The organism is Mesorhizobium sp. M6A.T.Ce.TU.016.01.1.1 (assembly GCF_003997065.1).
In the GTDB taxonomy this organism is placed as follows: domain Bacteria; phylum Pseudomonadota; class Alphaproteobacteria; order Rhizobiales; family Rhizobiaceae; genus Mesorhizobium; species Mesorhizobium mediterraneum.
Genome location: NZ_RZTJ01000006.1, coordinates 180082 through 202306, shown reverse-complemented (window position 1 = coordinate 202306; position 22225 = coordinate 180082). Strand labels below are relative to the sequence as shown.

General features: G+C 64.2%; 20 protein-coding genes. 14 read left to right on the top strand and 6 right to left on the bottom strand.

The window, feature by feature from the left end; genetic code table 11:
• Nucleotides 1-46 precede the first annotated feature (46 nt).
• From EOC94_RS14660 to speB, 4 genes are all read right to left on the bottom strand, one after another.
• A complete protein-coding gene (locus EOC94_RS14660; RefSeq protein ID WP_127291294.1) occupies nucleotides 47-694 on the bottom strand; it encodes an amino acid ABC transporter permease in 648 nt (215 codons plus the stop codon).
• Nucleotides 691-1359 carry an amino acid ABC transporter permease gene (locus EOC94_RS14655; protein ID WP_127291291.1) on the bottom strand — a complete coding sequence of 223 codons (669 nt, stop codon included), beginning with the start codon at nucleotides 1357-1359 and terminating at the stop codon, nucleotides 691-693. Before EOC94_RS14655 ends, EOC94_RS14660 begins: the two co-directional genes overlap by 4 nt.
• A gap of 6 nt (nucleotides 1360-1365) precedes the next feature.
• On the bottom strand, nucleotides 1366-2169 hold the full coding sequence (locus tag EOC94_RS14650) for a transporter substrate-binding domain-containing protein (protein WP_127291289.1): 804 nt from the start codon (nucleotides 2167-2169) through the stop codon (nucleotides 1366-1368).
• Nucleotides 2170-2256: 87 nt separating this feature from the next.
• On the bottom strand, nucleotides 2257-3318 hold the full coding sequence (gene speB / locus EOC94_RS14645) for an agmatinase (RefSeq protein ID WP_127291286.1): 1062 nt from the start codon (nucleotides 3316-3318) through the stop codon (nucleotides 2257-2259).
• Between the two features lie 235 nt (nucleotides 3319-3553).
• On the opposite strand from speB, the gene gcvA reads away from it, so the two are divergent.
• The 8 genes from gcvA (at nucleotide 3554) to EOC94_RS14595 (ending at nucleotide 12577) form a co-directional block, all read left to right on the top strand.
• Nucleotides 3554-4528 (top strand): transcriptional regulator GcvA, encoded by a 975-nt coding sequence (gcvA, locus tag EOC94_RS14640; protein ID WP_126104087.1) that lies wholly within the window; start codon nucleotides 3554-3556, stop codon nucleotides 4526-4528.
• Nucleotides 4529-4664: 136 nt separating this feature from the next.
• Entirely contained in the window at nucleotides 4665-5969 is a 1305-nt protein-coding gene (gene pncB / locus EOC94_RS14635; protein ID WP_127291283.1) for a nicotinate phosphoribosyltransferase, read from the top strand.
• 183 nt (nucleotides 5970-6152) lie between these two features.
• Complete coding sequence (locus EOC94_RS14625) at nucleotides 6153-7604, top strand: hypothetical protein (RefSeq protein ID WP_127291281.1); 1452 nt, start codon at nucleotides 6153-6155, stop codon at nucleotides 7602-7604.
• 168 nt (nucleotides 7605-7772) lie between these two features.
• Nucleotides 7773-9077 carry an ABC transporter substrate-binding protein gene (locus EOC94_RS14620; protein ID WP_127291277.1) on the top strand — a complete coding sequence of 435 codons (1305 nt, stop codon included), beginning with the start codon at nucleotides 7773-7775 and terminating at the stop codon, nucleotides 9075-9077.
• A gap of 221 nt (nucleotides 9078-9298) precedes the next feature.
• Nucleotides 9299-10180 (top strand): branched-chain amino acid ABC transporter permease, encoded by an 882-nt coding sequence (locus EOC94_RS14610; RefSeq protein WP_127291275.1) that lies wholly within the window; start codon nucleotides 9299-9301, stop codon nucleotides 10178-10180.
• Nucleotides 10177-11139 carry a branched-chain amino acid ABC transporter permease gene (locus EOC94_RS14605; RefSeq protein ID WP_127291272.1) on the top strand — a complete coding sequence of 321 codons (963 nt, stop codon included), beginning with the start codon at nucleotides 10177-10179 and terminating at the stop codon, nucleotides 11137-11139. The genes EOC94_RS14610 and EOC94_RS14605 overlap by 4 nt, the downstream gene beginning before the upstream one ends.
• Nucleotides 11136-11861 (top strand): ABC transporter ATP-binding protein, encoded by a 726-nt coding sequence (locus tag EOC94_RS14600; RefSeq protein WP_095485081.1) that lies wholly within the window; start codon nucleotides 11136-11138, stop codon nucleotides 11859-11861. The genes EOC94_RS14605 and EOC94_RS14600 overlap by 4 nt, the downstream gene beginning before the upstream one ends.
• Nucleotides 11858-12577 carry an ABC transporter ATP-binding protein gene (locus EOC94_RS14595; RefSeq protein ID WP_127291270.1) on the top strand — a complete coding sequence of 240 codons (720 nt, stop codon included), beginning with the start codon at nucleotides 11858-11860 and terminating at the stop codon, nucleotides 12575-12577. The genes EOC94_RS14600 and EOC94_RS14595 overlap by 4 nt, the downstream gene beginning before the upstream one ends.
• Here the strand turns inward: EOC94_RS14595 and EOC94_RS14590 are convergent, their stop codons facing one another.
• Together EOC94_RS14590 and pncA are read right to left on the bottom strand one after the other, a co-directional pair.
• Nucleotides 12578-14008, bottom strand: coding sequence for a sodium:proton antiporter (locus EOC94_RS14590; RefSeq protein ID WP_127291267.1), 1431 nt, complete (start codon nucleotides 14006-14008; stop codon nucleotides 12578-12580).
• Between the two features lie 41 nt (nucleotides 14009-14049).
• On the bottom strand, nucleotides 14050-14649 hold the full coding sequence (gene pncA, locus EOC94_RS14585) for a bifunctional nicotinamidase/pyrazinamidase (protein WP_126104078.1): 600 nt from the start codon (nucleotides 14647-14649) through the stop codon (nucleotides 14050-14052).
• A 303-nt stretch (nucleotides 14650-14952) separates the two neighbouring features.
• Between pncA and EOC94_RS14580 the strand changes: the two genes are divergently transcribed.
• From EOC94_RS14580 to EOC94_RS14555, 6 genes are read left to right on the top strand one after another with little or no spacing between them, the layout of a single operon-like run.
• Nucleotides 14953-15816, top strand: coding sequence for a xanthine dehydrogenase family protein subunit M (locus EOC94_RS14580; protein ID WP_127291265.1), 864 nt, complete (start codon nucleotides 14953-14955; stop codon nucleotides 15814-15816).
• Complete coding sequence (locus EOC94_RS14575) at nucleotides 15813-18752, top strand: molybdopterin-dependent oxidoreductase (protein ID WP_127291262.1); 2940 nt, start codon at nucleotides 15813-15815, stop codon at nucleotides 18750-18752. The genes EOC94_RS14580 and EOC94_RS14575 overlap by 4 nt, the downstream gene beginning before the upstream one ends.
• Nucleotides 18749-20290 carry a 6-hydroxynicotinate reductase gene (locus EOC94_RS14570; RefSeq protein ID WP_127291259.1) on the top strand — a complete coding sequence of 514 codons (1542 nt, stop codon included), beginning with the start codon at nucleotides 18749-18751 and terminating at the stop codon, nucleotides 20288-20290. The genes EOC94_RS14575 and EOC94_RS14570 overlap by 4 nt, the downstream gene beginning before the upstream one ends.
• A complete protein-coding gene (locus tag EOC94_RS14565; protein WP_095485079.1) occupies nucleotides 20290-21171 on the top strand; it encodes a hypothetical protein in 882 nt (293 codons plus the stop codon). The genes EOC94_RS14570 and EOC94_RS14565 overlap by 1 nt, the downstream gene beginning before the upstream one ends.
• Nucleotides 21164-21748 (top strand): amino acid synthesis family protein, encoded by a 585-nt coding sequence (locus tag EOC94_RS14560; protein WP_095484568.1) that lies wholly within the window; start codon nucleotides 21164-21166, stop codon nucleotides 21746-21748. Before EOC94_RS14565 ends, EOC94_RS14560 begins: the two co-directional genes overlap by 8 nt.
• The gene (locus EOC94_RS14555) at nucleotides 21745-22206 is read left to right on the top strand and encodes a MarR family transcriptional regulator (protein WP_127291489.1); all 462 of its coding nucleotides are present in this window, start codon (nucleotides 21745-21747) and stop codon (nucleotides 22204-22206) included. The genes EOC94_RS14560 and EOC94_RS14555 overlap by 4 nt, the downstream gene beginning before the upstream one ends.
• Nucleotides 22207-22225 lie beyond the last annotated feature (19 nt).

Here is a 22225-nt window from a genome sequence, read left to right as displayed (position 1 = left end):
GTTAAGGAGGCATCCGAGCGCTAATCGCAATCGCAGAGGCAGCTCCCTAGTTTTTAGTTGCCCGTCGTTCAAGCGAACGTGCGTATTGCGTCAGCGGGAAGCACATGATGAAGAAGATCAAAGCGACCAGCCCATAGACGGTGAACGGCTCGAAGGTCGCATTGTTGATGGCGTTGGATGTCCTGACCAGTTCCTCGAAACCGATGATTGAGGTCAGTGCGGTCGACTTGATCAACTGCACCAGGAAACCGACGGTCGGCGCGCGGGTGATCGAAAACGCCTGCGGCAGGATGATCAGCCTGAGTTCCTGAAGATAATGAAGGCCGAGGCTGGCGCCCGCATCCCACTGGCCGCGCGGCAGCGCCTCGACGCCGCCGCGCCAGATTTCGGCGAGATAGGCGCTGGCGAAGAAGGTGAGACCAAGCGCGGCGGCGGTCCACGGTTCGATACGCAAGCCCAGCATCGGCAGGCCAAAGAACATCAGGAAGAGCTGCATGAGCAGCGGCGTTCCCTGGAAAAGCGCGATGTAGCCCGAAGCAATTCGCCGGCTCCACTTGTTCTTGGCGATCCTGAAGAACAGAACGACCATGCCGACCACGCCGCCGCCGACGAAGGCGGCCAGCGACAAAAGCACCGTCCAGCGGGCGGCGAGCAGAAGGTTGCGGACGATATCCCAGAAGGTGAATTCGATCATGACACGCCGGCTCCCAGAGCGCGGCGCCCGCCGCTGACCAGCAGCCGGCGCAGCCCCATCGACAGGACGAGATAGACCATTGTCACCACGAAATAGGTCTCGAAAGCGCGGAAGGTCCGTGCCTGCAGCATGTCGGCCTCGTAAGTCAGCTCGCGCACTGCGATCTGCGACACGACGGCCGACTCCAGCATCATGATGACGATCTGGCTGGTCAGCGCCGGAAAGATCACCTTGAGCGCCTGCGGCAGCACGACCTTGACGAAGACCTGGCGCGGCCTGAGCCCAAGCGCCAGTGCCGCTTCCGTCTGCCCGCGCGGCACGGCGTCGAGCCCGGCGCCGACGATCTCGATCGTGTAGGCCGCCATGTTGAGCGTCATCGCCAGCATGGCGGCCAGCACCGGATCGAGCCTTATGCCGATGCTGGGCAGTCCGAAGAAGATGAAGAACAGCTGCACCAGGAACGGCGTGTTCCTGACGACCTCGACATAGACGCCGATCGCCCGCTTGAGCAGCAGGGGGCCGTTTCGCCGCCCTGCCGCGCCGAGGATGCTGAGGAACGTTCCCGCGAGCGTGGTCACGGCGATCAAGAGGATCGTCGTGGCCGCCCCTCGCGCGATCGCGCCTGTCGCATCGGCAAGCCAGCCGAAGTCGAGGCTGTAGCCCACCCGATATCAATCCTTGAGGTTGTCGGGATTGAGCGGCGTCTTGAGCCAGGCCTTCGAGCTTTCGTCCAGCTTGCCGTCGGCCAGCATCTTGGCGACCGCGTCGTTGACGGCCTGCTTCAGGCGGTCCTCGTTCTTGTTGAGGCCGATATGCGAGGGTGAGGTGAGGAGCTGGAACTTCTGCTCCGGCTTCAGCGCCTCCTGGCGGGCGAGCACCTGAGCGCCGACGTCGTTGCCGACGACCATCAGCTGGGTCTGGCCCGAGATGAAGGCCTGGATGACGGAATTATAGTTGTCGAAACGGCGGATATCGGCCGAGGCGGGTGCTGCCTCGGTAAGCGACGTATCTTCCAGCGTGCCGCGGTTGACGGCGATCGACTTGTCGGCGAGGTCGTCCTTGCCTTCGACCTTGAGCGCGGCCGGGCCAATCACGGCGATATAATAGGGTGCATAGGCGGCGGCGAAATCGATCACCTGCTCACGCTCCTTGGAGTAGCCGACGCTCATCAGGATATCGACGCGCTTGTCGGTAAGATACGGGATGCGGTTCTGGCCGGTCACGCTGACCAAATTGAGCTTGACCTTGAGCTGGTCGGCGATGAACTGCGCCACGTCGATGTCATAGCCTTTGATGCTCATATCGGCACTGGCCGAGGAGAAGGGCGGAAAGTCGGAGAAAATGCCGACATTGATGGCGCCGGCCTTGGTGATGTCGTCGACCGCGTCGGCATTGGCGGCCTGGGTGGCGAGACCAAAACCGGCGAGCATCAGCGCGGCGGCGATGGATGATTTGAGCCTCATGTGAAGTGTCATTGTCGTTCCCCTGCTGGAAGCTTGTTTGTTTGACTGCGGCCGCCGGCTCCAGCGCGGCGGTCGCCTTGGATTTGCTGTCGGGCTCCCTCAGGCTCCCTTGCCTGTTATCGCCGGGCTGAAGACCATCAGGCTGAGGATCTCGAACAGCACCTGCGCGCCGGCATGTGCGGTGTTGGTGGTTGCGTCATATTGCGGCGCCACCTCGACGACGTCGCCGCCGACGATGTTGAGGCCCTTCAGGCCGCGCAGCAGTTCAAGCACTTCCCGCGTCGTCAGCCCGCCGACTTCCGGCGTGCCGGTGCCCGGCGCGAAGGCCGGATCGACGCTGTCGATGTCGAAGGACACATAGGTCGGCCCGTCGCCGACGATCTTTCGCGCCTTCTCGATGATGGCGGGGACGCCGAGGCCGGTCACCTCTTCGGCATGCACGACGGTCATGCCGGATTCGTAGGTGAACTCCCACAGATATTCGGCCGAGCCGCGGATGCCGATCTGGATTGTGCGGGTCGGGTCGAGCACGCCGTCCAGCACCGCGTTGCGGAACGGCCCGCCATGATGGAACTTGGTCATGTCGAACAGGCCACTGGTGTCGCAATGGGCGTCGATGTGGATCATGCCGACCGGCGCCTTTTTGCCGACGGCCTTCAGGATCGGATGGCTGATCGAATGATCGCCGCCGACCGAAAGCGGAATGACGCCGGCGTCGACGATCTGGTTGGTGCGGCGCTCGATGTCGTCATGGCTGGTTTCCAGCCGGTAGCGGCTCTGGAACGGCACGTCGCCGATGTCGGCCACCTTCAGCTCATGCGTCGGGGCGCATTCCAGCACATGATTGTAGGGCCCGATGCGCTCGATGGCGCGCAGCGCCCTTGGCCCGAAGCGGGCGCCGGGCCGGTTGGTGACGCCAAGATCCATCGGCACGCCGATCATCGCCACCTGCAGATCGCCGAAATCCGGATTGTCGGCGGCAATTTGCCGGTAGGGCGCGGCGAGGAAGGTCGGGATGCCGGAATAGGGCGCCAGCCGCGTGCCGCCCTTGGAAAAGATTTTGTCGGCGACCTTCCGGAATTTCGGGTCGAACATCTCGCCGCCATGGCTTTCGCCATATTTGCGACGCAACGCTTCGAGCTTGCCGCTGTTATAACCCATGTCGGTCCTCCATGGCTGGCGCAGTGCGGCCATCAATGACGGTCGCCATCCCGCCGGCTGCCTGCGCATTTCAGGTCTTGATACTGTTCCCGGGCAAAGTGTCTTGTAGCCGCATTGAAAAATCAATTGATATTGTTAGGGTCTTCGCTGTGAGGAAATCTCACATCAATGTTGAGCACGACCTTGTCCGAAAACCGGGTCCCACTTCTCGGGATCGTGCTCCAGCGGGAATCTGATGGCCAAGCGTCTGCCACCTTTGAATCCATTGCGGGCCTTCGAGGCGACGGCACGTCACGCCTCGCTGACCAAGGCGGCAGCTGAGTTGAACGTCACCCATGGCGCCATCAGCCATCAGATCAAGGCGCTCGAACAATCGCTTGGCGTCAAGCTGTTCGAGCGCGCCGGTCAGCGGGTGAAGCTGACGCCACACGGCGCCGAATTGCTGCCGGCAGTGTCGACCGCCTTCGACGGCATCGCTGCCGCCACGCAGCGCATGACCAGGCCGGCGAGCACCGGCGCCTTGTCGGTGTCTTGTGTGCCGGCGCTGCTGCTGCTGTGGATGATCCCGCGGCTCGGCAGCTTCACCTCGCAATACCCTGATATCAGGCTGACGCTGATCCCATCCAATGACGCCAAGGACATCCGCGCGCCGCATATCGACATCTGCGTGCACTATGGCGACGGCAGCTGGACCGATTGCTGGATGCGCAAATGGTCGGGCCTCGAGCTGTTCCCGGTGGTCAGTCCGACGCTGATCAACAACCGTCCGATCCGCACCGTGCGCGATCTCGCCGATCATGTCTTCCTGCATGGCGACGACGGCCGTGAATGGCACACCTGGCTGGCCGCCGCCGACGCGCTGGACCTGGAGCGCGGCCGCCGCCATCATCTCGGCGACGCGCGCATGGCGAGCGAGGCCGCGGTTCATGGTCATGGCGTGGCGCTTGGCGATACGGTGACCGCAAGCGGGCTGCTCGCCAGGGGGCTGCTTGTCGCGCCGTTCAGCCTGTCGGTGCCGGCGGTCGACGATTTCTACGTCGTCTGTCGCAACGAGATGAGGTCGGCGCCGATCGTGCAGCTGTTCATCGACTGGCTGTTTGCCGAAAAGGAGCAGGCTGACGGCCGGGCCGATGCGCCAGTGGCGGGCCGCATCGGCATCCGCAGGAAGCGCCCGGCGCTGCGAGTGGTCGGCGCCAAGACCGCGTCCTGAGGCTGCAATTGCCGAAGCCGCATACATGCCGCAGGCTCTCTTTTTGTCGGGCCAGCCCGCAAAGCGGGAGGCGCATTCAAAAATTCAATGCTAAGAGGCTTCCGCAGGAAGCGAGCAGTGAAGGCGGCATCGAGACATGACTAAGACCGATATAGCGCGGCGCGTCTACAACCACACCTGGAAGCTCGACCCGATCGTCCGCAGCCTGCTCGACACCGATTTCTACAAGCTGCTGATGCTGCAGATGATCTGGGGCATGTATCCCAAGGTCGATGCCACCTTCTCACTGATCAATCGCACCACCTCGGTCCGCCTTGCCGACGAGATCGACGAGGCGGAACTGCGTGATCAGCTCGACCATGCCCGCACCTTGCGTTTCTCGAAGAAAGAGATGATCTGGCTCGGCGGCAACACCTTCTATGGCCGCAAGCAGATATTCGAGCCGGAGTTCCTCGCCTGGCTCGAAGATTTCCAACTGCCGGAATACGAGCTTTCCAAGCGTGATGGTCAGTACGAATTGAGCTTCAGCGGTCCGTGGATGTACACGACGCTGTGGGAGATCCCGGCGCTCGCAATCATTAATGAGCTTCGTTCACGCGCGGCCATGCGGGCGTTCGGACCTTTTGCGCTCGACGTGCTCTATGCCCGCGCCAAGGCCAAGATGTGGGCCAAGACCGAGCGGCTGAAAGCGCTGCCCGATATCCGCATTTCGGATTTCGGCACACGCCGCCGCCATTCCTTCCTGTGGCAGCGCTGGTGCGTCGAAGCGCTCAAGGAAGGCATCGGCGAGGCTTTCACCGGCACCTCCAACGTGCTGCTCGCCATGGACAACGACCTCGAAGCGCTCGGCACCAACGCGCATGAGCTGCCGATGGTGTTCGCCGCGCTCGCCAATTCGGAAAAGGAATTGAAACAGTCGCCCTACAAGGTGCTGCAGGACTGGCAGCGCTATTATGGCGGCAATTTGCTGATCGTGCTGCCGGACACCTTCGGCACCGCGGCGTTCCTGCGTGATGCGCCGGAGTGGATCGCCGACTGGACCGGTTTTCGCCCCGACAGCGCGCCGCCGATCGAAGGCGGCGAAAAAATCCTTTCCTGGTGGCGCGAAAAGGGCAAGGACCCCAGGCAGAAGCTGCTGATCTTCTCCGACGGGCTCGAGGTCGAGACCATCGAGGAAACCTACCGCCATTTCCACGGCAAGGTGCGCATGTCGTTCGGCTGGGGCACCAACCTGACCAATGACTTCGAGGGCTGCGCGCCGACCGAGACCAACCGGCTCGACGCCATCTCGCTGGTCTGCAAGGTCACCGAGGCCAATGGCCGCCCGGCGGTCAAGCTCTCCGACAACCCGGCCAAGGCGACCGGCGACGAGAAGGAGATCGAGCGTTACATCAGGATCTTTGGCGAGAAAGACCGCGTGGAGCAGCTGGTCAAGGTGTGAGAGGGTGATGCCGGCAAGAAGGAATTCTTGGATAACATGAGTTCCTTCGCGCCCCCCTCTGTCCTGCCGGACATCTCCCCCTCAAGGGGGGAGATTGGCAGCTCGCTCGCTCAGCGCTTTTCTTGCCGGGCCGAAAGCTGGCGAAGGCAGAGATTACAGCCAATCTCCCCCCTTGAGGGGGAGATGTCCGGCAGGACAGTGGGGGGCGCCGTAGAGCGCTGCCGCTTGGCAACAGCAATGCTCTTTGCGGCTTCGTCAATCCTCCTGTCACCCACCCCCGCCTTCGCCCATGCCTCCGATCGCGGCCACGTCCTGCTCCTCCCCACCGGCTACTACGTCGCCGGTGGGGCGCTCGCGGTCGCCGCCAGCTTCCTCGTTCTGGCGCTGCTGCCGCCGGACTCCATCAACCGCCTCTGGCGGCGGCGCCTGCCGCTTTTCGCATTCGGCGACGGCGCACGGACTATCGTCAGTCTGATATCCTTTGCCGGCTTTGCAATTCTTGTCGCGGCCGGCCTGTTCGGCAGCCGCGATCCGCTCTCCAACCCGTTGCCCCTCACCATCTGGACGCTGCTCTGGGTTGGGCTGGCCTCGCTGCAGGGCCTGTTCGGCAATCTCTGGTCCTGGCTGAACCCCTGGTACGGGCCTTGGCGTGTCATCTCACACCTGTTCGGCAAGCGGCGGACATGGCGCCCGCCTCCGTGGCTCGGCCGCTGGCCGGCCGTCGCGCTGTTCTTCGCCTTCGCCTGGTTCGAGCTGATCGACCCGGCGCCCGACGATCCGGCACGGTTGGGCTGGGCCGCCGGCTTCTATTGGCTGCTGAGCTTTGCCGCCATGCTGGTGTTCGGCTACCGCGACTGGAGCCGGCGAGGCGAGTTCCTGACCGTCTTCTTCGCCGTGATTGCGCGCTTCGCCGTCGTCGAGCGCAATGAAGTCGAGCGCAATGAAGACGGCCGGCTCAGTCTGTGCTGGCCGGGCGCCAAGCTCAGCAATGCCGCGCCGCTGTCGCCCAGTGGCCTCGCTTTCCTGTTGCTGGCGCTGTCGTCGGTCTCCTTCGACGGCCTGTCGAAAACCTTCTTCTGGCTCGGCCTGTTCGGCATCAATCCGCTGGAGTTTCCCGGCCGCACGGCGGTGGTCGGCATCGGCACCTTCGGTCTCGTGCTGACGTTCGTCTTGCTTGCAGCCGCATTCATTCTTGCAACTGTCCTCGGCCAGCGCCTGGCCGGAAGCGAGCATTCCCTCAGTCAGGCCGCCGGGCTGCTGGTCTGGTCGATCGTGCCGATCGCGCTTGCCTATCATGTCGCGCATTATCTGACGGCGCTGCTCGTCGACGGCCAATATGCGGTGGCTGCGCTTTCCGACCCGTTTGCGCTGGGCTGGAACCTGTTCGGCACCGCCGACATGCAGATCGAAGCCGGCGTGGTCGCCGGCGCCGGCTCGGCATGGTGGCTGTGGAATCTCCAGGCCGGCGTCATCATCGCCGGTCACATGCTCGCCGTGCTCGTCGCGCATGGCCTCGCCTGGCGACTGCACCCGGTTCCCGCCCGCGCCACGCTCAGCCAGTTTCCGCTCACCGTGCTGATGATCGCCTATACGGTCTTCGGCCTGTGGTTGCTTGCCACGCCGGCGGCCGGATGAGACAAAAGCCCGGCTCGATGGCGTCGATTAATCCCCAGGGAAAGCCCGCTTGCCACATCAGGGCTTTGGTGATTTAGTTTGTACACATGCAATTTCGGCCCTCTTATTAAGAGTGGTCCACCTCGCTACAGCCATTGGTCAAAACTCAAAAAAACAAGGGGAACTGCCGTGACTGACAAGAATGGGTTTTTCGATCTCTCCAAAACCGGCCTCACCCGCCGCACCGCGCTGAAGGGGTTGGCCGCGGGCGCCGGCCTTGCCGTCGCGCCTGGGTTCGTGCGGTACAGCCAGGCGCAGAGCTCGGCGCCGATAAAGATCGGCTTCCAGTCCCACCGCACCGGCATTGGTGCCGCCTATGGCCGCTGGTATGAAAAGACCACCGCCGCTGCGGTCAAGGCGATCAACGAAGCCGGCGGCATCAACGGCCGGCCGGTCGAGGTCATCATCGAGGATGACGGCACCGATCCCGGCCGAGGCGCCGAAGTGGTCGGCAAGTTCGCCACCCAGCACAAGACCGACATCGTCTACGGCACGCTGTTTTCGCATGTCGTCATCGGCTCGGCGCCCGCCGCCGGCGAAGCCAAGATGCCCTATTTTGTCGTCAGCGAAGGCCACCACGTCGCCTCGACCAAGCTCAACCGCTACGTCTTTCAGCCCGGCATCACCGACGTGAAGAGCCAGATCCAGTCGATGGCGCCATGGATCGCGACGAACGCCGGCAAGAAGGTGACACAGATTTTTCCCGATTTCGCCTTCGGCTACGATCATCGCGACTACCTGCCGCCGGCACTGAAGGCTCAAGGCGCCGAGGTCATCGCCCAGATCGCCATCCCGCCGACGGAATCGTCCTTCACCAAATATTTTCCGCAGATCCCGGCCGAGACCGAGGTGATCTACCACGTCATGGTCGGCCCGGCGGTGCTCACCTTCGTCAAGGAACTCGGCGAATTCTACGGCTCCAACCGGCCGCAGCTGTTCGGCTTCATCGATTCGCTCGAGGCCACCGACATCAACAGCCCCGGCCTGGAATTCCTCGACGGCAGCCATTTCTGGGAAGGCTCGCCGCGCTACGCGCAGCCTGACGACTCCGCCGCGCAGAGGGCCTATCGCGCCGCCGTCGGCATCGACGACAATGGCGCTGCCGTCGGTGATCCCAAGGACGTGTCCACCGCCGCCCACATGTTCGGCTGCTGGGAAACGCTCTATGTCGTCAAGAAGGCCATGGAGGATGCCGGCTACAAGGGTCCGGAAGACCGCGCCAAGCTGGTCGAGGCGACCGAAGCCTTGACCGAGTTCGCCGAAGGCCCCGAGCATCCGCAAGGACCGAAGACCTTCAACGGCAAGATCCATCAGTGCTTTGGCATCCAGAACATTTCGAAGGTCGAAGGCGGCCGGCTGAATGTCGTCCACAAGACCAAGATCGAGGACGGCCTCTACGAGCCGGAAGGGGATTACACGACCCAGCCGCTGTGAGGTTAGCTGTTTTAGCCGTAGTGCACTTCGAGCCACCCCCCTCTGTCCTGCCGGACATCTCCCCCTCAAGGGGGGAGATCACTCCTTCATCGACGCCTATGTTCAACTTGCCGCGCCGTAGAACGGAGCGCGAGGCCAGTGACAGCCAATCTCCCCCCTTGAGGGGGAGATGGCCGGCAGGCCAGAGGGGGGTGCACCTGGCACCTGCCAGCGTATAACCGATGCACTTCGGACCCCACCTCCTCCTCGCCGCCCTTGAAGGCCTCGTCACCTCCGCTGTGCTGGCGCTGACGGCGCTTGGCCTGTCGCTGGTGTTCGGCGTCATGCGCGTCGTCAATGTCGCTCATGGCGAGTTCTTCATGCTGGGCGCGGTGCTTGCCTGGGCGATCTCCACGGCGATATCAGGCCATCCGGCGCTCGGCTTCGTGGCCGCCCTGGTGCTGGCGCCGCTGATCGTCGGCCTGATCGCCTTGGTCGCCGAGCGGCTGGTGCTGCGCCGGCTGAATTACAATCCGGAAGCCACCATCGTCGCCACCATCGGCATGCTCTACATCATCCAGCAACTGGCGCTGACCTTCTATGGTCCGGAGGCACGGCCGGTGGAGCCGCCCTTCAGCTACCGCATCCTTCTGCCGTGGTTCGGCTACTCCGGCTACAAGCTGTCGATCATCGCCGCGTCCGCGCTTCTGCTTGTCGCAACGTGGTTCGTGCTGACGCGCACGAAAATCGGCCTCGTCATGCGCGCCACGCAATATGACAGCGAGACCGCGCAGGCCTTCGGCATCCCGGTCGACCGCGTCTATGCCGGCGTCTTCGCGCTCGGCGCCATGCTGGCGGCGGTGGCCGCGGTGCTGATCGTGCCGATCAGCCAGGCGCACTATCTGATGGGGCAGGATCCGCTGCTGCTGTCCTTCATCGTCGTCATCATCGGCGGGCTGGGCTCGCTGCGCGGCACCGTCGTCGCCGCCGTGCTCATCGGCCTGTCGGACGGCGTTATCTCGGTGTTCTTCTCGCCGACGCTGGCCAAGATCATCGCCACGCTGCTGGTTGCCATGGTGCTGGTGTTCCGGCCGCAAGGGCTGTTCGGGACGGCATCGCGATGAAGGAGGCTTCACCGGCAAAAGCCTATGCGTTGCATCTGGGCGTCATTATCCTGCTGTTCGCCCTTAGCTTCGTCCTGCCCGAGTATCATCACGGGTTGCTCGCCCGCATCATGGTACTGGCGGTCTTCGCCATGGGCTACAACATGCTGTTCGGCTATGTCGGGCTGCTCAGCCTCGGCCATGCCATGTTCTTTTCGGCGGGGCTCTATGGCGCCGGCCTTGCCGTCATCCATCTCGGCTGGAGCGTGCCGGCCGCCTTCGCCGCCGGGCTTGCCTGCGGCGCGCTTCTCGCGCTTGTGATCGGGGTGCTTGCACTGCGCACTTCTGGCGTCGCCTTCATGATCGTCACCATGATGTTCGCGCAGGTGTTCTACCTCATAATCCTCTATTTCGCCGCCTGGACCGGCGGCGACCAGGGCCTGGTGGTGCCGCAGTCGGCGCGTGTGCTTGTCTTGGGCAACACGTCGCTCGGCCTCACCAATCCGACCGTGCGCTACATGAGCGCGCTCGTCCTGTTCTCGATCGTGCTGCTGGTGACGCTCGCCGTCGTCCGCTCCAGGTATGGCCGTGTGCTGGTCGCTATCCGCGAGAACGAGGAGCGGGCCAAAATGCTCGGCTACGACACGTTTTCCAACAAGCTCGCCGCGGTCGTCGTCTCCGGCACCATCTGTGCGGCCTCGGGCGCCGCCTACGCGCTGCTGTTCGGTTATGTCGGCTCGACTTTCGCCTCGGTGCAATATTCCATCCTGCCGCTGCTCTGGGTGCTGCTCGGCGGTGCTGCCACCACGCTCGGTCCGCTGATCGGCACGCTGTTCATGTACTATGTCGTCGACATCACCAGCGGCTACACCTCGGCCTACCTGCTGATCGTCGGCATCGCCCTCATCCTGCTGGTGTTGTTCTTCCCCAAGGGCATTCTCGGCACCATCCGCCAGCGTTGGCTCGGATGGCTGCCATGATGCCGCTGCTGACGACCAAAGGTCTGTCCCGCAATTTCGGTGGCCTGCGTGCCGTCGATGGCGTCGATTTTGCCCTCATGCCGGGCGAGATCCGCGCCGTCATCGGCCCCAACGGCGCCGGCAAGACCACCTTCGTCAGCCTGGTCAGCGGCCGCATCCAGCCATCGTCGGGCATGATCGTCTTCGACGGCGCCGACATCACCAACCTGCCGGCCTACGCCAGGGTCCGCCTTGGCATCGCCTACACCTTCCAGATTACCAGCGTCTTTGCCAATCTCACCGCCTACGACAACGTCGCGCTGCCGGTGCAGCGCACGCTGACCGATGGCCGCTCGAAAGGCGCCGTCCATGCCGGCGTCATGGCGGCGCTGGAGCGCACCGGCCTTGCCGACCGCGCCCACATGCCGGCCGGGCAATTGTCCTATGGCCATCAGCGCCTGCTCGAAGTGGCGATGGGGCTGGCGCTGAAGCCGCGCCTGCTGATCCTCGACGAGCCGACGCAGGGGCTGGCCGACAGCGAGATCGACAACTTCATCGGGCTGGTGCGCGAGATCGCCAAAAGCGCCACCGTGCTTCTGATCGAACACAACATGCCGGTGGTCATGCAGCTTGCCGACCGTATCACCGTCTTCAACGCCGGCAAGATCCTGGCCGAAGGCACGCCCGAGCAGGTCCGCGCCAATGCCGAGGTGCAGGCTGCCTATTTGGGGACGACCCCATGACTGAAACACGGTCTGAAGCACTGACCATCTCTGGGCTCGACTGCTTCTACGGCGAGGTCCAGGTGCTCTACGGTCTCGACCTCGTGCTGAACAAGGGCGAAGTGCTTTGCCTGTTTGGCCGCAACGGCGCCGGCAAGACGACGACGCTGAAGGCGATCATGGGCCTCGTTCCCTCACGCGCCGGCTCGATCAGGCTCGAAGGCAAGGAATTGACCGGTCTGCCGGCGCACGACGTGCCGAAGGCAGGCGTCGCCTATGTGCCGCAGGGCCGGCGGTTGTTCGCCGAGATGACGGTGGCGGAAAACATCGAGATCGGCCTGATGGCTCGCGGCAAGGGCAAGACGACGCGCGAAAACGTGCTCGACCTTTTCCCGCTGCTGCGCCAGCGGCTCAGACAACGCTCCGGCACACTGTCGGGCGGCGAGCAGCAGATGCTGGCCATGGCGCGGGCACTGTGCCTCGAACCGCAGGTGCTTCTGCTTGACGAGCCGACCGAAGGCCTGATGCCGTCGATGATCGCCAGAATCCGCGAGACGGTGTCGAAGCTGCGCGACCTTGGCGTCTCGACGATCCTGGTCGAGCAGCGGGTCGATGCGGTGCTGTCCGTCGCCGACCGGGTCTCGTTCATCGAGAACGGCCGTAACCGTGAGACCGTCGATGTCGAGGAGCTCCGCGCCGATCCGTCGGCGGTCCGCCGCTATGTCGGAGTAGGGTAGTCACCCGAAGAACATAAAGCCGGCAAGAAAAAATATCGGGATCAGCACCGCGCCCGACCATGCCATGTAGCCGAAGAAGCCCGGCATCTTCACGCCGCGATGCCTGGCAATGGCATAGACCATGAAGTTCGGTGCATTGCCGATATAGGTGTTGGCGCCCATGAACACTGCGCCGGCCGAGATCGCCGCCAGCGTCGAGGCGAAGGTGGTCATCAGATGCTGCGGGTCGCCGCCGGCGAGCTCGAAGAACACCAGATATGTCGGCGCATTGTCGAGGAAGGATGACAGCGCTCCGGTCATCCAGAAATAGGCAAGGTCGTTGGGCTCGCCCGTGGGCGAGCTGACAAGCGAGACCAGCGGCGCCAGCGCGCCGTCGGGGCCGGCCCTGAGAATGGCGATGACCGGCACGATGCAGATGAAGATGCCGGCGAACAGTTTCGCCACCTCGGCGATAGGCTCCCAGTGGAAGTTGTTCGCCTGCCTGTGGCTCTTGTGCGAGACCGCTAGCGAAAGGAAAGCAAGCGCCAGGATGATGGCGTCGCGCACGAGGTTCTGCAGTTCAAGGCTCACGCCCTGGACGGAGAAAGCCAGGCCTGGCTTCCAGGTCGCGGAAAGCAGGATCGCGCCGATCACCCCGGCCAGCAGCGGGATGTTGGCCAGGCCTCGGATGCGCACCTTCGCATCCGGTGTCGGATCCTTGATCTTCGGCGCGCCGGCCTCGCGGCGGTGCAGGACCATGTCCATGGCCAGGAAGACGGCCAGCACCAGGCCGCCGACGAACAGTGTCTCCTGATAGAGATTGGTGGTGGTCCAGAAGAAATCGACGCCGCGCAGGAAGCCGACGAACAGCGGCGGGTCGCCGAGCGGCGTCAGCGAGCCGCCGATGTTGGACACCAGGAAAATGAAGAAGATGACGACATGGGCGTTGAACGGCCGATTGTCGTTGGCGCGCAGGATCGGCCGGATCAGGATCATCGAGGCGCCGGTCGTCCCGATGACCGAGGCGAGCATCGCCCCGATCAGCAGCAGTCCGGCATTCACCAGCGGCGTGCCATGGATGTTGCCGGCGACGAGGATGCCGCCCGAAATGGTGAACAGCGCAAACAGAAGAATGATGAACGACATATATTCGGTGAGCAGCGCATGCAGTACCGCTTCCGTGGCCGAAGGCATGCCGAACGCAACCGCCAGCGGCACGACCACAAGCGCCGCCCAGAAGAGGGTGATCTTGCCGTAGTGGTGCTCCCAGACATGGTGGAAGAGCAATGGCCCGGTGGCGATCGACAGAAGCAGGCCGGCAAAGGGAAGCGCCCACCACAGCGACATTGTTTCGCCTGGCAACTCGTGGGCCTCGGCTGCGAGCGCTATGTCCGGAAGCAGGGTTGCGACTGCCACCACAGCGCCCGCCGTCAAAGCCGCCGCAAACCGCATAAGGCCCCCTCTGGAATTGTGTCGGATGCGATTGGTGATGTTCAAGCCAGCGTCACGCCGGCATCACGCATCCGGTTCAGCATCGTCTCGACGGACCCGTTGAGATTGATGCCGCGGCAGGCGTCGAGCCGCACTGTTGTGTGGAAGCCCTGCTTGACCGCATCGAGCGCCGAAAAGGCGACGCAGAAATCGGTCGCAAGACCAACCAGGGTCAGCGTGTCGATGCCGCGCTCCCTGAGATGGCCGGCAAGGCCGGTCGGCGTCGTATGGTCGTTCTCGAAGAAAGCCGAATAGCTGTCGATCGCCGGCCGGAAGCCCTTGCGGATGACCAGTTCGGCCTTGGTCCAGGCGAGGCCGGAGTGAAAGTCCGAGCCTAGGCTGCCCTGGATGCAATGGTCCGGCCACAGCGTCTGCTGGCCGTAAGGCATCTCGATGGTCTCGAACGGCTGCTTGCCGGGATGACTGGAGGCAAAGCTCGAATGGCCGGCGGGATGCCAGTCCTGCGTCAGCACGACATGTTCGGTCCGCCGGATCAGGTCGTTGACCAGTGGCACGATCTCGTCGCCGCCGGCCACCGCCAGCGCGCCGCCCGGGCAGAAATCGTTCTGCAGGTCGATGATGACAAGCGCTTCGTCGGCCATGGGCCTCCCTCTTGTTTGTCCGGAGGCATGACCCGAACCGGAAGTCTGCCGAAACGTGGAATCCGGTGTTCGAAGCCAGGTTCCACCGAAAAATGCCGCTGACGCGACCGGATGCAGAAACTCGACCAGATGGCCGGCTGCGTCAACCTCCAACGGTATAACAAATGCGTGCCGCCGCGCCGATGCGGAGAGCGGCCCGAAACTCTGGCTTTGACAATTCCTGCCGGCTTGATATCATTTGCATACGAATGAATTTGACCGGCCCGAATGCCGGAAGGATCCCTATTTCTGGGAAGGCAAAGCGTGATCCGTTACGCGAAACCCACCACCGTCGACGAGGCTCTCGCTTTGCTTGGCGAGGCTTCGTGGCGCATCCTTGCCGGCGGCACCGATTTCTACCCGGCACAAGGGGCCAAGCCTTTCCGCGAGAATGTCCTTGACATCAACGGTCTCGCAACGCTGCGCGATATCGCCGAAACCAAGGACCATTGGGTCATCGGCGCGCGCACGACCTGGACCGATCTTGTCCGTCATCCGCTGCCGGCGGCGTTCGATGCGCTGAAGCAGGCGGCGCGGGAAGTCGGCTCCGTGCAGATCCAGAACGTCGCCTCCATCGCCGGCAATCTCTGCAATGCCTCTCCGGCCGCCGACGGCGTGCCGGCGTTGCTCATTCTCGACGCCGAGGTCGAGCTGCGCTCGGCAGCGATGGCCCGCCATCTGCCGCTGGAAAAATTCATCCTGGGAAACCGCCGCACGGAACTGCAGCCGGGCGAAATGGTCACCGCCATCCGCGTGCCGAAAAACGCCTCCGCCGGCACGTCGGCTTTCGTGAAGCTCGGCGCCCGTCGCTATCTCGTCATTTCAATAGCCATGGCGGCCGCCCGTCTGACCGTTGAGGACGGCATCGTCGGCAACGCTGCCGTCGCCGTCGGCTCCTGTTCAGCGGTCGCCAAACGTCTTGCAAGTGTCGAAGCAGCCTTGCGCGGCCTCCCGGTTGACCACGCCCTCGTCACTGCGATCCAGTCCGCGCCGATGGACGAGCTGTCGCCGATCGGCGACGTCCGCGGTAGCGCCGAATACCGGCTGGACGCCGCGCGCGAGATCGTCGCCCGCGCCGTGCTTGATGCCGCGGGTCACGCATCGAATGACAAGGCGGTGGCGGCATGAGCAAAGCTCAGCCTGGCATGAGCATGGAACGCGCCGACATCGCCTTCGTGGTCAACGGCGCCGCCGTTTCTGTCTGCGTGCCGCCGGTTCGTCGTCTCTCTTCGGTGCTGCGCGACGAATTGCGCCTGACCGGCACCAAGATCGGCTGCGACGCCGGCGACTGCGGCGCCTGCACGGTGCTTGTCGACGGCGAACCTGTCTGCGCCTGCCTCATGTCAGCGGCGTCTGCCGCTGGCACCGTGGTGACCACGGTCGAAGGGCTCGCCAATGGCAGATTGTCGGCGCTGCAGGCTTCATTCCTCGACCATGGCGCCGCGCAGTGCGGCATCTGCACGCCCGGCCTGCTAATCGCGGCAACCGCGCTGCTGGACAGGGAGCCGAACCCGAGCGAAACCGAAGTCCAGGATGCGCTGGGCGGCGTCCTGTGCCGCTGCACCGGGTACCGGAAGATCGTTGCGGCGGTGATGGATGCTGGACGGTTCGCGAGCGAAATATCGACGGACGGCACTGCCCCTCATCCGCCTGCCGGCACCTTCTCCCCGTACGGTGACGGGGAGAAGGACGAAGCTCCAGCGCTGGCGTCCCCCTCTCCCCGTCTTTCACGGGGAGAGGGTAAGGGTGAGGGGCAGCACCAACTTCAGCGGCTCGATCTCGACCTTGACCGCAGAATGCCAATCTCAGGCCATGCTGTAGGCTCCTCTCCGATCAGGCTCGACGGCCTGCCGAAAGTCACCGGCGGCGAAAAATTCGGCGGTGATTCCTTCCCGGCCGATGCGCTGGCGGTGCTGGTGGTCCGCTCGCCACATCATCACGCCCGCTTCGCCTTCGGCGATCTCGACGCCTGGGTGAAAACCCGTCCCGGCATCGTCGGCGTCTTCACCGCTGCCGACATTCCGGGAAAGAACAGCTTCGGCGTCATTGCGCCTTTTGCCGACCAGCCGGCGCTGGCCGAAGGCTTTTCGCGCTTTCGCGGCGAGGCAGTGGCGCTGGTTGCCGGCGAGCGCGAGGCCATCCTCGATCTCGATCTTTCGGATTTTCCTGTTCGTTGGACCGAGTTGCCATACCTTCTGCAGCCTTGCGAGGCGCGAGCCGGCGGCGCGCAACTGATCCACGAGAACCGGCCGGCAAACCTGCTCACCACTGGCTTCGTCGAGCGCGGTGACCCCGAAGCCGCGCTTTCCGGCGCGGCTTTCGTGGTTTCCGGCGCCATCGATACCTCCTATGTCGAGCACGCCTATATCGAGCCTGAAGCCGGCCATGCCTATATGGATGGCGGCACGCTCGTCGTCGTCGCCTGCACGCAGGCGCCCTACATGGACCGCGACGACGTGGCAAAAGTGCTTGGCCTTGCCGTTGACAAGGTGCGTATCGTGCCGACAGCCACCGGCGGCGGCTTCGGTTCCAAGCTCGACGTCTCGTTGCAGCCGCTGATCGGCTTGGTCGCGATGAAGACCGGGCGGCCGGCGGCACTCGCCTACACCCGCAACGAATCGATGATCTCGACCACCAAGCGTCATCCCGCCGAGATGAAGGCGACCATCGGCGCCGATGCCGATGGCCGCGTCACCGGCATGGTCTTCGCAGGCGATTTCAATACCGGCGCCTATGCGAGTTGGGGCCCGACCGTCGCCAACCGCGTGCCGGTGCACGCCTCCGGTCCCTATGCGACGCCAAATTACCGTGCCGAAGGCCGCGCCATCCACACAAATGGCCCGATCTCCGGCGCCTTCCGCGGTTTCGGCGTGCCGCAGGCGACGATCATGCAGGAAACACTCTATGACGAGCTGTCCGAAAAGCTTGGGTTGGACCGGCTCGATTTTCGCCTGAAAAACTGTCTTCGTAACGGAGCCGAAACGGTTACCGGACAGAGGCTGGAAGCAGGCGTTGGCATTGCCGAGTGCCTCGAAGCGTTGCGGCCGCATTGGACGCGCGCGCTTGCCGATGCCGAAAAATTCAACAGTGCCAATGACAGCAGGAAACGCGGCGTCGGCGTCGCCTCCTGCTGGTATGGCTGTGGCAACACCTCGCTGCCAAATCCATCGACCATCAGGGTCGGCATCTCGGCTGAAGGCGATGTCGTCCTGCATCAGGGTGCCGTCGATATCGGGCAAGGCTCGAACACGGTCATTGCCCAGATCTGCGCCGACGCGCTTGGCTTGCCGCTCGAAAAATTCCGGCTGAAAAGCGCCGACACGGCGATCACGCCCGATGCCGGCAAGACGTCTGCTTCGCGCCAGACCTTCGTCACTGGCAAGGCCGCCGAAAAGGCCGGCGGCGCCTTGCGCGAGACCATGCTGCGCTTCGCCAATGTGTCGGAGAAGGCAGCGATCGCTCTGGATGGCACAAGCCTGGTCATCCGCGAGGGCGAAGCGACTCGGCATATCGATCTGTCCACGCTGAAGGCCGATGCTGACGGCTTCGTCTTCCGCGCCGAGGAAAGCTACGACCCGCCGACGCTGCCGCTCGACGCCAAGGGCCAGGGCAAGCCCTATGCGGTCTACGGCTATGGCGCGCAGATCGCTGAACTCGAGGTCGACCTCAAGCTCGGCACGGTGAAGCTGATCAAGATCACCGCCGCGCATGATGTCGGCAAGGCGATCAATCCGCTGCTCGCCGAAGGCCAGATCGAGGGCGGCATCGCGCAAGGCATCGGCATGGCGCTGATGGAGGAGTACATTCCCGGCCGCACCGAAAACCTGCACGACTATCTCATCCCGACCATCGGCGACGTGCCGCCGATCGAGACCATCCTGATCGAAGTTCCGGATCCGGAAGGACCCTTTGGCGCCAAGGGCCTGGGCGAGCATGTGCTGATCCCGACGGCGCCCGCGATCCTCAATGCGATCCGTCATGCCACCGGCGTCCTGGTCGCCAAAATTCCGGCGACGCCGAGCCGCATCCGCGCTGCGATCCGCGATAAGGAGGCACGCCGATGAGCGAGCTTGCCGAACGCTTCGAGACCCACGATCCCGGCGAGAAGCAGGTGGCGGAAAAGATCCGCTGCGACGCCTGCCCGGTCATGTGCTACATATCAGACGGCCGCACCGGCGCCTGTGATCGCTACGGCAATGTCGGCGGCAGGATCGTCCGCATGGATCCGCTGACCATCCTCGACCATGCAGCCGAGACCGGCGCTGCGGTTGTGCCTTTTGTCGCCGAGGGCGAAGAATGGGACGGCGAACTGGTCAACACCGGCCGCCGTTTCGTCACCGCGATCGGTGCCGGCACCACCTATCCCGACTACAAGCCGGCGCCTTTCATCGTCAGCCAGGAGGTCGAAGGCGTCGATCTCGTCACCGTCGTCACCGAGGGCATCTTCTCCTACTGCGGCGTCAAGGTGAAGATCGACACCGACCGCCACCTTGGTCCCGAGACTGCCACGGTCCGCGCGGCGGGTGAGGCAATCGGCCATGTCACGACAGGCGAATATGGCTCGCAGATGCTGTCGCTGGGCGGCGTGCATCACCTGACCGGCGGCTCCAAGGCCGAAGGTCGCGCCACCTGCGATGCGCTGCTTAATCTATGCAACCGCAAGCCGGTCGAGCTCACCATCGACGGCGGTGCCACGGTCATCATCGAAGCCGGCAAGCCACCGGTCATCGACGGCAAGGTCGAACATCGCATGCGCGTCGGCTGCGGCTCGGCCACCATCGGCATGTTCGCCACCCAGTGGCGCGGCCTGGTCGACGAGGTGGTGGTGGTCGACGACCACATCACCGGCGTCGTCTCCGAGCATCAGGCCGGCAAGGTGCTCGGCTGGCAGGATACCGGGATCAAGATCATCGGCCGCCGTTCGACGCCGGGCCGCTATTTCAAGGTGTCCGAGCCCGGCCTCGGCTGGGGCGGCACCAGCATTTCCGACCCGCTGTCGATCCTCGGCGAATGGAACGCCAAGAAGGGCGCCCGCCCCGGCCTGTCGCTGCTGATGGTCTCGACCACCGGCGAGCAGTTCGCCTATTACGAGCTCGATGATGAATTGAAGCCGGTGCAAAAGCCCTTCCCGGAGCGGCTGCAGAAATCCGTCGGCCTGATCGAGGACAATTGCGAGCCGGCGCTGTGCACCGTGCTGTTCGTCGGCGGTGCCGGCGGCTCGCTGCGCGCCGGTGTCACCGAGAACCCGGTCAATCTGACCCGCTCGGTGCAGGGCCTGACGACTTATGTCACCGTTGGCGGCGCGCCGGTCTATGTTTGGCCGGGCGGCGGCATCACGCTGATGGTCGATGTCACCCGGGTGCCGGAAGGTGCCTTCGGCTATGTGCCGACGCCGGCGCTGGTGGCGCCGATCGAGTTCACCCTGCGCCGCGACGACTATGTCAGGCTTGGTGGCTACGAAGCTGAGATCCGCAGCGTCGAGGATATTCTTGCCAAGGGCGGTGAGTACCTCAATCCGCGCCGCGGCACGGGCGCGCCGGCCAGCAATCCGTGGCCGCCGCTGGCGCAGTTGCGGCGTGCCGCGAGCAACGGGTCCGGGTGATGAACGGCCCGCAGGCACATTGGCTTGAGGACGGCAGGCGGCTGCATCTCAATCATGGCCCGATCGACCTGATCATCGAGGCTTTTGGCGATGCGGACGAATGCCGCGCCGCCTACAGCCAGGCGGTAGCGCGGTTCCAGACAATCCTGCAGGAGATCGTCGACGACCTCCCAGAACTGCGCCGTCCGGCTTCGTCGCGGCCACGTGCTTTCGCTGGGCCGACGGCGCGGCGCATGGAAGCGGCGGTTGTTCCGCTAGCGAAACAATTCATCACGCCGATGGCTGCCGTCGCCGGTTCGGTAGCCGACGAAATGCTTGGCGCGTTGCTGGCCGGGCGCCGGCTCGATCGCGCCTATGTCAACAATGGCGGTGACAGCGCGATCCATCTCGGCAACGGCCGGTCCATGACCCTCGCCATTGCCGGGACAGGTCATGGACTGGCGGACCGTATCACGATCCGCGCCGAAGACGGGATCCGCGGCGTCGCGACGAGCGGCTGGCGCGGCCGTTCCTTTTCGCTGGGCATCGCCGACGCAGTCACCGTGCTGGCGCGGACGGGTGCTGAAGCCGATGCCGCCGCGACCTTGATCGCCAATGCCGTCGATCTGCCCGGTCATCCCGCCATCGAGCGCGTGCCGGCGCGCGATCTGGCGCCCGACAGCGACCTTGGCGATCGTCTGGTCACCCAGGGCGTCGGCGTGCTTTCATCAGGCGAAATAGCCGCTGCGCTGGACAGCGGGCTTGCTGTCGTCGAGGATTTTCGGCGACACGGCCTGATTGCCGCCTCAGCGCTTTTCCTTGCCGGTCAGGCACGGATCGCCGGTCCCATGGCGCTCGCTGCGCCCAACGAGAAATCAAGGAAGGAAATTGCCCATGCCTGAGTTTGCGATCCGCAAGGTTGCGGTGCTGACCGAAGAGATCTTTCACGAGGGCGGGCCGGTGGCGAAGGTGCCGCGCCGCCGCGCCGCTGCGATGGCTGTGGTGAAGAACCCGTTCGCGGGCCGCTACGTGGAAGACCTGCAGAGCGCGATGGACGATCTGAAGCCGCTCGGCCTGCTGCTCGCCGACAAGCTCATCGCCGCATTGGGCGGCGACGTAAAGCAGATCGACGGCTATGGCAAAGGCGCCATCGTCGGTATCGCCGGCGAGCTCGAGCATGGCGCGCTATGGCATGTGCCGGGTGGCTACGCCATGCGCGAGCGGCTCGGCGACGCCAAGGCGATCGTGCCATCGGCAAAGAAGGTCGGCGCCTTCGGTTCAAAGCTCGACGTGCCGCTCGGCCATATCAACGCCGCCTATGTGCGCAGCCATTTCGATGCCATGGAGGTCGGCATCAGCGACGGGCCTCGTCCCGACGAGATCCTGTTCTGCCTCGCCATGACCTGCGGCCCGCGCGTGCATGATCGCATGGGCGGCCTCGCGGCCAAGGACATCAAGGCATGGGACGGACTGCGGTGAGCGCCGAAGACATCAAGCTCAAGCTGGTCGAGGCGGAGGAGCCTGACGAAAACGATTACCGCCTGCAGGAGCAGGTTGGCTTCATCCTGCGCAAGGCGCACCAGCGCCATGTCTCGATCTTCGCGGCACATATCGCCGACCTGACACCGCCGCAATTTGCCGCCCTGGCCAAATTGCACGACGTCGGCGAGACCTCTCAGAACCAGCTTGGCAGCCTGATCGCCATGGATGCGGCGACGGTGAAAGGTGTCATCGACCGGCTCAAGGCGCGCGGTCTGGTCGAGCTCTCCAAGCATGAGGTCGACAAAAGGCGCCTGCTGGTCAATCTGACCGCTGAAGGCCGCGATGCCATCGAGCGGCTGATCCCGATCGCCCGCGATATCACGCAGGAAACGCTGGCGCCGCTTTCCGCCAAGGAGGCCGCGATTTTCATGAAGCTTTTGGCCAAGCTGGCGTGAGCACGGCCTTGGTCAGCGC

Coding starts and splice junctions, on each gene's coding strand:
- EOC94_RS14660 (WP_127291294.1), bottom strand. CDS start 694: ATGATCGAATTCACCTTCTGGGATATCGTCCGCAACCTTCTGCTCGCC.
- EOC94_RS14650 (WP_127291289.1), bottom strand. CDS start 2,169: ATGACACTTCACATGAGGCTCAAATCATCCATCGCCGCCGCGCTGATG.
- speB (WP_127291286.1), bottom strand. CDS start 3,318: ATGGGTTATAACAGCGGCAAGCTCGAAGCGTTGCGTCGCAAATATGGC.
- gcvA (WP_126104087.1), top strand. CDS start 3,554: ATGGCCAAGCGTCTGCCACCTTTGAATCCATTGCGGGCCTTCGAGGCG.
- pncB (WP_127291283.1), top strand. CDS start 4,665: ATGACTAAGACCGATATAGCGCGGCGCGTCTACAACCACACCTGGAAG.
- EOC94_RS14625 (WP_127291281.1), top strand. CDS start 6,153: ATGTCCGGCAGGACAGTGGGGGGCGCCGTAGAGCGCTGCCGCTTGGCA.
- EOC94_RS14610 (WP_127291275.1), top strand. CDS start 9,299: ATGCACTTCGGACCCCACCTCCTCCTCGCCGCCCTTGAAGGCCTCGTC.
- EOC94_RS14605 (WP_127291272.1), top strand. CDS start 10,177: ATGAAGGAGGCTTCACCGGCAAAAGCCTATGCGTTGCATCTGGGCGTC.
- EOC94_RS14600 (WP_095485081.1), top strand. CDS start 11,136: ATGATGCCGCTGCTGACGACCAAAGGTCTGTCCCGCAATTTCGGTGGC.
- EOC94_RS14595 (WP_127291270.1), top strand. CDS start 11,858: ATGACTGAAACACGGTCTGAAGCACTGACCATCTCTGGGCTCGACTGC.
- EOC94_RS14590 (WP_127291267.1), bottom strand. CDS start 14,008: ATGCGGTTTGCGGCGGCTTTGACGGCGGGCGCTGTGGTGGCAGTCGCA.
- pncA (WP_126104078.1), bottom strand. CDS start 14,649: ATGGCCGACGAAGCGCTTGTCATCATCGACCTGCAGAACGATTTCTGC.
- EOC94_RS14575 (WP_127291262.1), top strand. CDS start 15,813: ATGAGCAAAGCTCAGCCTGGCATGAGCATGGAACGCGCCGACATCGCC.
- EOC94_RS14570 (WP_127291259.1), top strand. CDS start 18,749: ATGAGCGAGCTTGCCGAACGCTTCGAGACCCACGATCCCGGCGAGAAG.
- EOC94_RS14565 (WP_095485079.1), top strand. CDS start 20,290: ATGAACGGCCCGCAGGCACATTGGCTTGAGGACGGCAGGCGGCTGCAT.
- EOC94_RS14560 (WP_095484568.1), top strand. CDS start 21,164: ATGCCTGAGTTTGCGATCCGCAAGGTTGCGGTGCTGACCGAAGAGATC.